4 protein-coding genes and 1 pseudogene are annotated in these 10,737 nt (G+C 64.8%); 4 read left to right on the top strand and 1 reads right to left on the bottom strand.

Annotation, left to right across the window (positions count from 1 at the left end):
- The 3 genes and pseudogenes from VMR03_RS18550 to VMR03_RS18540 form a co-directional block, all read left to right on the top strand.
- Nucleotides 1–234: pseudogene (locus VMR03_RS18550) on the top strand (phosphotransferase family protein); the annotation flags it as partial.
- Between the two features lie 197 nt (nucleotides 235–431).
- Entirely contained in the window at nucleotides 432–6,443 is a 6,012-nt protein-coding gene (locus VMR03_RS18545; protein WP_325407889.1) for an alpha-2-macroglobulin family protein, read from the top strand.
- 1 nt (nucleotide 6,444) lies between these two features.
- Complete coding sequence (locus tag VMR03_RS18540; RefSeq protein ID WP_325407887.1) at nucleotides 6,445–8,664, top strand: transglycosylase domain-containing protein; 2,220 nt, start codon at nucleotides 6,445–6,447, stop codon at nucleotides 8,662–8,664.
- On the opposite strand, the gene VMR03_RS18535 is transcribed toward VMR03_RS18540, so the two are convergent.
- Nucleotides 8,661–9,953 carry an L-fuconate dehydratase gene (locus VMR03_RS18535; protein ID WP_325407885.1) on the bottom strand — a complete coding sequence of 431 codons (1,293 nt, stop codon included), beginning with the start codon at nucleotides 9,951–9,953 and terminating at the stop codon, nucleotides 8,661–8,663. The genes VMR03_RS18540 and VMR03_RS18535 overlap by 4 nt on opposite strands.
- Before the next feature lie 90 nt (nucleotides 9,954–10,043).
- Here VMR03_RS18535 and VMR03_RS18530 point away from each other — a divergent pair.
- The coding region (locus tag VMR03_RS18530) for an IclR family transcriptional regulator (protein WP_325407883.1) at nucleotides 10,044–10,737 on the top strand (694 nt) is incomplete at its 3' end.

Raw genomic sequence — 10,737 nt, 5'->3', positions numbered from 1 at the left:
TGGGACGGGTTTCCGACCGCGCGGGAGCTGGTCGCCCGCTATGCCGAGGGATCGTCGCGCGACCTCTCCGCCATCGAGTGGTATGCGGTGCTCGCCTGCTACAAGCTTGGCATCATCCTCGAAGGGACGCATGCGCGCGCCTTCGCCGGCAAGGCGCCGAAGGAGACCGGCGACATGCTGCACGCATCGACCGTCGGCCTCTTCCGCCGCGCGCTCGGCTGGATCGGCGGGTAGGCGGCGGACGTCTACCGCAGTTGCGAAAAAAGCACGGGGATAACTTATTTCGTCCTCCCCGCGACTTATCCCCGCCATCATTTGTCGCGCTAATATCGTCAGACCCCGGTGGATGCGCCCTGGCGCGTCTGTCACGGGTCTGTGCGCGTGCTATGGTTTGATCGTCCAATCAGGATTCTCGCGAAGGCTCCCCCATCATGCGCCTCTTCTCCCGGTCCTCTCTCGCAGCTCTCTCCTTCCTCGCCTTTTCCGTCTTCTTCCTCGCCGCTGGCGCGGACGTCCGGGCGGCGGAAGGGAGCCTTTCGGTCGCGCGCATCACACCCTCCGGCGAGGATGTGCCGGCCGAACGCCAGATCGTCATCGAGTTCGACCGGCCGGTGGTGCCGCTCGGCCGGATGGAGCGGACGGCCGCCGAAATTCCGGTCGAGATCGAGCCGAAAGTCGATTGCGAATGGCGCTGGCTCAGCGAAAGCGCGCTGGCCTGCCAGTTGAAGGAGGCCGACGCGCTGAAGGCCTCGACCCGCTATGCGCTGACCGTCAATCCGGGATTGAAGGCGGCCGATGGAACGACGCTGGCAGCGCCTTTCCGCCATGAGTTCATCACGACACGCATCGCGCTCGACCGGGCCGAATTTTCGGACTGGGGCGGGCCGGCGGAACCGGCGATGCTCGTCACCTTCAATCAGCCGGTGCGGCGCGATTCCGTCGTCAATCATCTCGTCTTCGCCTGGAAGGGTGAGAAGACCGGCGAGGTCGCGGTTCATGTCGCGACGGGGCCGGACTGGACGAAGGCGCCGGACGACGCGCTGGTGAAGGTCGAGCGCGAACCGGGACTTGCCGGCTTCTTCCGCCGGCTGCTGGCCTATTTTCCGTGGTTTCGCCCGGAATCCGTTCCGGGTACGGAGGAATGGGCGCGGCGGACATGGCTCGTCAGCGCGAAGAAGCCATTGCCGCTCGACACCGAGGCCGAACTCGTCATGAAGCCGGGGCTCATTTCCGGCGCGGGGCCCGAGCGCAGCATCGTCGATCAGCCGGTGCAGAAATTTGCGACTTTCGGCGCGTTCCGTTTCACAGGGCTGCGCTGCACCTCGAACGAGGGCACGGAAATCACGATCCGGCCGGACGACGCCGGAAAGCCCGCCGCAGATTGCGGCCCGTGGAATCCCGTGCGGCTGCTCTTCACCGCGCCGGTCAAGATGAAGGAAATCCGCGACCATGTCGCGCTGTCGCCGGAGCTCGGCAAAGCGGGGCCGGACGACGACCCCTGGTCGAACGTCGATCCCGAACAGACGGAGGGCTACTACGCCTGGAAAGGCCGGCAGAAGGATGACGAGTATTCGGCGCGCTTCCCGATCTATCTGCGTTCCGACCGCGACTACGAAGCGACGCTGAAGAAGGACGACAAGGGCGCGATCGTCGACCTGTGGGGGCGCAAGCTCGAGGGCGCGCTCGATGTGCGCTGGCACATGGACAACCGGCCGCCGAATTTCGAGCTGCCGAACGCCATCGCCGTTCTCGAGAAGAACGTCGACAGCGACGTTCCGCTCTATGTCAACAATCTGACGGCGCGCGAATTCAATTTTTCGCGCATGACGGCGCGGGAGGTCGAAAGCGGGCTTTCGGTGCACGAGGCGCTCGATCCGATCCGCAATATCCAGTACGCGATTCCCTTCGGCGTGCGCGGCCTGCTCGACGGGAAATCGGGCGCCGTTCTCGGCGCGCTCACGGTCACGCCGAAATTGCCGAACGAGAAGTCCGGCCTTCTTTTCGCGCAGGTGACGCCCTTCGGACTGCATGTGAAGATCGCGCATTACAACAGCTTCGTCTGGGTGACCGATCTCGCGACCGCCGAGCCCGTCGCGGGGGTGAAGGTCGAGCGCTATCGCGACCCGGTGCTCGCGCAGGCGCTGTGCCGGACCGGCGCGCCGGGGACCTGGGCGGAGCCCGCCGTCGTCGAAGCCTCGGCGATCACCGACGAGAACGGACTCGCCGTTCTGCCGGGCGTTGCGCCGAAGCCCGGCGTCTGGGAATCGCCTTGCGACAAGGCGCTGACGATCCGCGCCGTGAAAGGCGACGATCTGGCGCTGCTGCCGCTCAGCTACGAGTTCGAGGCGGACACCTATCGCGCCTCCGGTGAACAGATATGGCCGCAGGACCAGAGCGAGCAGGAGCATATGCGCGTCTGGGGCACGACGGCGCAGGGCGTTTATCGCGCGGGCGATACGATCCAGTACAAGATTTACGTGCGCGGCCAGTCGAACGAGGGGTTGGCGCCGCCGCCGCCGTCCGAATATCGGCTGCAGCTCGTCGATCCGACGGGCAAGCTCGTGGCCGACATCAAGAAGGTCGCGCTCAACGATTTCGGTGCGACGGACGGCAGCGTCACCGTGCCGAAGACGGGCGCGGTCGGCTGGTACAAGTTCCGGCTGTTGCAAAAGCTGCGTGGCGACGCGGGCGAACCGCAGAACAGCGAGCAAGGCGAGACGGCGGACGCCGAAGGCGCGCTGTCGAGCGGCTGGTATGCCTGGATGCCGGTGCAGGTGCTGGTCAGCGATTTTACGCCGGCCTCGTTCCGGGTGACGGCGAGCATCGACGGCAAGGTTTTCAGTCCGTCGAAACCGGTCGCGGTCGAGGGGCGGGCGGAGCTTCACTCCGGCGGACCCTACACCAATGCGACGGCGCGGATCACGGCGAGTTTCAGGCCGCGACCGATGTCGTCCAGCCATCCGACGGCGGCGGGTTTCGATTTTTCGCGCAGCGATCTCGAAACGTCGAGCTATGAGAAGATGCTGGCGCAGATGGAACAGCCGCTCGACGCGCAGGGCGTCGCCAAGGTCAATGTGGCGATCCCGGATCAGGGCAACGACAGCTATGGCGATCTGAGCTTCGAGGTCGCGGTGATGGACGATCGCGGCAAGAACGTCGCCAATTCGATCGATGCGATTTATGCCGCGACGGACCGCTTCGTCGGCCTCAAGGCGAAGGAATGGATCTATCAGGCGGGCAAGCCGGCAGGCTACGGGTACATCGTCGTCGATCCGGCGGGAACGCCCGTCAAGGATGCGAAAGTCGATCTCAAGATCGAGATGAAGAAGGTGACGGCGGCGCGGGTGAAGTCCGCCGGGAACGTCTATCAGACGGTCTACAACACGAGTTGGGAGAAGGTCGCGACCTGCGAGGGGACGCCCGCGGCGGAGCCCGCCGACTGCAGTTTCGTACCGAAGGATGCGGGCGAGTATCGTATCACCGCAACGGTGAAGGGCACGGGCGGCAAGGCGCATGTCGCGAGCAGCGATTTCTGGGTGACGGGCCGCGACGTCGTGCTCTGGGACGGCGAGCCGGACACGGCGTTGCAGATGTTCCCGGAGAAGGCCTCCTACAAGGTCGGCGAGACGGCGCGCTACCTCATCAAGAACCCCTATCCCAACGCGAAGGCGCTCATCACCATCGAGCGTTACGGCGTGCTCGACCATTTCGTGCAGACCTTCACGAGCTCGACGCCCATCGTCGAATTTCCGGTGAAGCCGAACTACGCACCGGGATTCTATGTTTCCGTCGTGCTGCTCAGCCCGCGCGTCGACAAGCCGCTGGAAGCGGGGCAGGTCGATCTCGGCAAGCCGACGTTCCGCATGGGCTACATCGCCGTGCCGGTGACGGACCCCTATAACGAACTCGCGATCAAGGCGACGACGGAACGCGACGAGTACAGGCCGGGCGAGAGCGTCAAGGTGGCGCTCCACGCGGCGGCGCGTCATGCGGAGAAGGCGGAGCCGATCGAGCTCGCGGTCGCGGTTCTCGATCAGGCGGTCTTCGATCTCATCACGGGTGGCAAAGCCTATTTCGATCCGTACAAGGGCTTTTACAAGCTCGATAGTCTCGACGTGCGCAACTACAACCTGCTGCTGAAACTCGTCGGCCGCCAGAAGTTCGAGAAGAAGGGCGCCAATCCCGGCGGCGATGGCGGCGCCGATTTCAAGTTCCGCGACGACTCGAAGTATGTCGCCTACTGGAATCCGAGTCTGCGCACGGATGCCGGCGGCAATGCGAGTTTCAGTTTCGAGGCGCCGGACAATCTGACGGGATGGCGCATTCTCGCCATCGGCACGACGCCGACCGACAAGGCCGGTCTCGGCGAGGGCGATTTCAAGGTCAACCGGCCGACAGAAATCAGGCCGGTCATGCCGAACCAGGTGATGGAAGGCGACAGCTTCAACGCCGGCTTCAGCGTGATGAACCGCACCGACAAGAAGCGGCACATCAAGGTCGATATCGAAGCGGGGGGCACGCTCGATGCGAAGACAGCGAAGACGCTGACGAAGGAGGTCGATCTCGAGCCTTATGCGCGAATGACGATCTTCATGCCGCTGGTCGCGGGCCGTGTCGCGACGGTGCCGGGCGTCAACCAGGGCGAGATCGCCTTCAAGGTCGTGGCGGGCGATGCGACCGACAAGGACGGCTATCTCGCGAAGCTTGCCGTCAACAAGCGCGTCGACCTCGTGACCGCCGCGATCTACGGCACCACGGATCAGGGCGACGCGACGACGCCGGTCGCTTTTCCGAAGGATATTCGACCGGACGCCGGAGAGCTCTCGGTGGTGTTGAGTCCGACCGTCGTCACGGATGTGGCGGGGGCCTTCCGCTTCATCGCGGATTATCCGTTTCTCTGCTGGGAGCAGAGGATCACCAAGGGCGTGATGGCGGCCAATTTCGCCGCGCTCGGGAAATATCTGCCCGCCGACCTCACATGGGCCGGCGCCGCCGACACGCTGAAGGCGATGCTTGCGAGCGCCGCCGACTTCCAGGCGCCGAATGGCGGCATGGCCTATTGGGTGCCGTCGAACGACAGGGCCGATCCCTATCTCTCCGCCTATACGGCGCTTTCCTTCGGCTGGCTGCATGCGCGCGGCGCCGATGTGCCGGAGCCGGTGGAGGCGAAGCTCATGGCCTATCTGCAGGAGCTCCTGCGGAAGGACACCGGCCCCGCCTATTACACGGCGGACATGACCGCGTCGGCGCGGGCGACCGCGCTCGCCGCGCTGTCGCAACGCGGGCAGGTGACGCTGCGCGACATCGAGCGGCTGCGGCCGCGCTACAAGACGATGGGGCTTTTCGGCAATGCGATGCTGATGCAAGCGGCGCTGTCGCTCAAGGATGCGAGCGGCGACAAGCTTGCCGACGAGCTTGCCGACATCGTCATGGCGCATTCGAACCAGACCTCGGGCAAGTTTCTCTTCAGCGAGGAACAGGGCGAGGGCTATGCACGGATGTTGGCGACGCCGATGAGGGACAACTGCGCGATCCTGTCGAGCCTCGTCGCCTATGGGCGCAATCCGGCGCAAAGGGCCCGGATGGAGCAGGTGACGTTCAAGCTGGTGCGGGCGATTTCGCAGAGCCAGCGGGCCGCCGGTTATTGGGGCAACACGCAGGAGAACATGTTCTGCACCACGGCGCTTGCCGACTATGCGGCCGCCTATGAAAGCGCCACGCCCGATCTTCATGTGACGGCGACGGTCGGCACCGACATTCTCGGATCGGCGGAGTTGAAAGGCGTACAGGCGAAGCCCGCGACGCTTTCGCGGCCGATTGCGGCAACCGACCCCGGCACGACCGCGACCGTCGCGATCAAACGCGAGGGCGAGGGACGCCTCTATTATGCGACGCGGCTTTCCTATGCGCCGACCGACGCGGCGGCGAGCGCCGTCAATAGCGGCATCGAGGTGCGTCGCGAGTACAGCGTTGAGCGGGACGGGAAATGGGTGCTGCTCGGCGAGAAGGCGGAGGTCGCGCGGGGCGAGCTTGTGCGTGTCGATCTTTATCTTTCGCTGCCGTCGGCGCGCAGTTTCGTCGTCGTCAACGATCCGGTGCCGGGCGGCCTCGAACCCGTCAATCGCGATCTCGCGACGTCGTCGGCGGTCGATGCCGGCAAGGCCGAGTATGTCGCGCCGGAAGGAAGCTGGTGGAGCCACGCCAAGGAATGGATCGAGTACGAGGCGGGCTTCTGGAGCTTCTACCACCGTGAATTGCGCTTCGACAGCGTACGTTTCTATTCGGATTATCTCGACGCGGGCAACTATCACCTGACCTATGCGGCGCAGGCGATCGCCACCGGCGAGTTCCAGCGGCGGGCGACGAAGGCCGAGGAAATGTACGATCCGGACGTCTTCGGACTTGGACTGCCGGGGAGCCTGACGGTCCGGGAGAAGCCCTGACATGGAGTGGTTGCGCTGGAGCTGGAGTCAGTTCGCGCGGACACCGATGCGTCCGAACGAATGGAGCTGGCCGCGCTGGGCGGGGCTCGGCACGAGTGCGTTTCTCGTCTGGCTCGGCGTCGCCACATGGGCGGGGCTCGCGCCGGACGAGGCTCTCGACCTCGCGCCGCGGGCGACACGGCACATTCTGTTCGACAGACAGGGGCAACCGCTCGCCGAAGATGCGGGCGAGTGGAACGTGCAGAACCAGGTGCCGCTCTATCGCGTGCCGCAGCGGCTGAAAGACGCCGTGCTGCTGGCGGAAGACAGGCGTTTCTTCGCGCATCGCGGCGTGGACTGGATCGCGCGGGCCCATGGGCTCTGGCAGGGCATTCGTGCGGGGCGCAATGTGCGCGGTGCAAGCACGATCACCGAGCAGGTCGTGCGCATGCTCAAGCCGCGTCCGAGGACGCTCTGGTCGAAATGGCTCGAAGGCTTCGACGCGCGGCGGCTGGAAGCGCGCGCCACGAAGTCCGACATTCTCGAATTCTATCTCAATCAGGTTCCCTATGCCTCGAACCGGCGGGGCGTCGCCAATGCTGCGCGGTTCTATTTCGACCGCGATCTCGGCACGCTCGATACGCGCGAGATGATCGCGCTCGCAATCCTGCCGCGCGCGCCGTCCGGGCTCGATCCCTATCGCGGCGGCGCGAAGGTTCTCGACCGGCGCAGCCTAAGACTCGCGACGGCGATGCGGCATGCGGGTGTGCTGCCCGCCGCCGAGTGGCAGAGAGCGATCGAGACGCCGCTCGATCTCCAGCCGCCGCCGCGCCGCTCGGCTATCGGACATTTCCGCAATTACGTCGAGCGCCAGCTTTCGGCGCGGACGGGAAAACTGCCGCTCAATATCACGACGACGCTCGACAGCGGCCTCGTCGATTTTGCGCAAGGGCTGCTCGACGAGCGGCTCGCCAGCCTTGGCCCGCGCCATGTTCACAATGGTGCGCTGCTGGTCGTGGACCGACGGAGCGGCGAGATTCGCGCCTGGGTGGTGGCGGGGGCCGACGCCGGCATGTCGACGCCGGGGCGGTTTCTCGACGCGGTGCTGATCCCGCGTCAACCAGGCTCGGCGTTGAAGCCGTTTCTTTACGCCGCCGCTTTCGACGCGGGCTGGTCGCCGGCCGAACGGATCGAGGATGCGCCTTATTCGGAAGCGGTGGGCACGGGACTTCATCGCTTCAACAATTACAGCCGGCAGTTTTACGGCGAGGTCAGCGCGCGGCAGGCGCTCGGCAATTCGCTCAACATTCCGGCGCTTCATGCCGTCAACTTTGTCGGGCCGGATCGTTACCTCGACATTCTGCATCAACTCGGCTTCGAGAGCCTGAAGAAGAGCGCCGGCTTCTATGGCGACGGACTTGCGCTCGGCAATGGCGAGGTGTCGCTGCTCGAACTGGTGCGCGGGTTCACGGCGCTGGCAAATGGCGGCACGACGGTGCGTCTCCGTGCGATTGCCGACGACGAGAGGCGCGCGGAGCCAGGTGCGCGCGTCTTCAGTCGCGACGCGGCGCTTCTCGTCGGCAATGTGCTTTCGGATCCATGGGCGCGCGTCATGGAGTTCGGGCGCTATTCGACGCTCAACCTGCCGGTGCAGACGGCGGTGAAGACGGGAACATCCACGGATTATCGCGACGCCTGGTCCGTGGGGTTCGACAGCCGCTATGTGGTCGGCATATGGATGGGCAATCTCGACCAGACGCCGACCGACGGCATCACCGGCTCGACGGGCCCGGCGCTGGTGCTGCGCGGCGTCTTCGCCTATCTCAATCGCGACCGCAATACGGGCAAGTTGCCGTTGCCCGCCGACTTGCCGCTCGCCGACAGTTGCGCCTTCGGGCAGAGTGGCTGCGAGCAGATTTACGACTACAAGACGAATGTCGCCGCGCGGTCGCCGGTGGCGAAATGGCAGGCGGCGCAGGCTTCGATCCTGACGCCAACGCCGAATTTAAGGCTCGCCTACGATCCGCGTCTTCCCGCGGACCGGCAGATGTTCCGCTTCACGCTGGGCGGCGTCGAGCCGGAAGCGCATGTGACATGGTTGCTGAACGGCGAGCCGGCCGGCGAGACGCGAGGACCGGACTTCATGTGGCGGCTGACGCGCGGAACCTATGCGGTCGAGGCGCGGGTCGAGGACGAAGATGGCGCGCGGATGCTTGGGCCGGTGGCATTCTCCGTGCGCTAGCCTCTGAAGCGGTGCGCCTCGATCGAAACGGGTTTCATCTCGATGCTGAAGCCCGGCCGTTGCGGCGGCATGTAGCGGCCTTCGCGCATGATGCAGGGCTCGACGAAATGCTCGTGCAGATGATCGACATATTCGGCGACGCGGCCGTCCATGGTGCCGGAGATTGCGAGGTAATCGATCATCGAGAGGTGCTGCACATATTCGCAGAGGCCGACACCGCCAGCATGCGGACAGACGGGCTTTCCGAATTTCGCCGCCATCAGCATGATCGCGAGGTTTTCGTTGAGGCCGCCGACGCGGGCCGCGTCGATCTGCACGACGTCGATGGCGTCGCCTTGCATGAATTGCTTGAACATCACACGGTTCTGGCACATCTCCCCCGTCGCGACGGAGATCGGCGCAATGGCCCGACGGATCTCGGCATGGCCCAGAATATCGTCGGGCGAGGTCGGTTCCTCGATGAACCAGGGGGAGAATTCCGCGAGGTGTCTCATCCAGCCGATCGCCTCACCGACTTCCCAGACCTGATTGGCATCCACCATCAGCTTGCAGTCGGGACCGATTTCCTCGCGAACGATGCGGCACCGGCGGATATCGTCCGCGAGATCGCGGCCGACCTTGATCTTCAGATGCGTCCAGCCGTCGGCGCGCGCCTTGCGGCAAAGAGATCTGATCTTGTCGTCGTCATAGCCGAGCCAGCCGGCCGATGTCGTATAGGCGGGATAGCCGCCCGCTTCGAGCAGGGCGCGGCGGTGGCTCTTGCCTTCAGCGTTGCGTGAGAGAAGCGCCAATGCTTCGTCGCGCGTGATCGCGTTGGTGAGATAGCGGAAGTCGATACAGCGCACGAGCTCTTCCGGCGCCATGTCGGCGACGAGACGCCAGACCGGCTTTGCTTCCGCTTTCGCCCAGAGATCCCAGACGGCGTTGACGACCGCGCCCGTTGCAAGATGCATGACGCCCTTGTCGGGCCCGAGCCAGCGAAGCTGCGAGTCGCTCGTCACATGACGCCAGAAGGCGCCCATGTCGGCGGCGATGTCGGCAAGTCTCAGGCCGACGAGACGGGGCATCAGCGCGTCGATTGCCGCAACGCACAAATCGTTGCCACGACCGATGGTGAAGGTGAGGCCATGGCCGGAAAGACCGGGCGAGTCGGTTTCGATGACGACATAGGCAGCCGAATAATCCGGGTCCGGATTCATCGCGTCCGAGCCGTGAAGGCCGGTTGACGTCGGGAAACGCACGTCATGCGTGCGCCATCCGGCGATTTTGGGTGTGGCGGCGTTTTTCACTTGTGGTCCGTCCGGGTTCGGCTAGAGTTTCATATAGAAACCAAGAAGACATATATAAAACGGTTTCGTCAACGGCTGCGGGAGGGCCGCGTGACACAAGCCAAAACGAAGAAGCCGACGGTTCGCGGCCGGAAGAGTCCGGAAGCGAGGCGCTACTCGGCGCCGGCGCTCGAGAAGGGTCTCGACATCCTCGAGTTCCTGGCCGAGCATCAGGACGGCTGCGGCCTCGCCGAAGTGGCGCTCGGAATCGGGCGGACCAAGGGCGAGATATTCCGCATGCTCGCCGTTCTCGAAGCGCGCCGCTATGTCGAGCGCGACCGGGAGGCGGAACGGTATCGCGTCACCGACAAGCTGTTTCGACTGGGGCTTCGCCAGCCGCGCTATCGCGCGCTGGTTCAGGTTTCCGCGCCGTTCATGGAGAGCTTTTCGGAAGCGACGCGCTATCCCTGCCATCTTGCCATTCCGACGGGCAGCCAGATTGCCGTCATTGCGCGAGCGGAGGGGAAGGATCTTGTCGGCGTTTCGGTGCGGGTCGGCTATCGCCAGCCGCTAACCGACACCGGCTCCGGCATGTGTCTTCTCGCCTTCATGCCGGAATATGGGCGCAAGCGCGCGCTCGACGCATTGCGTGTCGAGACGCGAAGGGTCGCGGCGAGCAAGCTCGAGGCCGATCTGAAGCAGATAAGGAAAGATGGCGGGCTGATCGAACAGAGCCGGATCATGGAAGGCGTATGGGACATATCCTGTCCGATCATGGTCGCGGGCGAAGCCATCGCGGCGTTGA

This window comes from Parvibaculum sp., from assembly GCF_035511255.1.
Classification (GTDB): Bacteria; Pseudomonadota; Alphaproteobacteria; order Parvibaculales; family Parvibaculaceae; genus Parvibaculum.
The sequence above is the reverse complement of the archived record's forward strand: the minus strand, read 5'-3'. Positions and strand labels throughout refer to the sequence as shown.

Excerpts from the sequence above, each read along its gene's own strand:
- VMR03_RS18545 (WP_325407889.1), top strand. The coding sequence starts at position 432 with ATGCGCCTCTTCTCCCGGTCCTCTCTCGCAGCTCTCTCCTTCCTCGCC.
- VMR03_RS18540 (WP_325407887.1), top strand. The coding sequence starts at position 6,445 with ATGGAGTGGTTGCGCTGGAGCTGGAGTCAGTTCGCGCGGACACCGATG.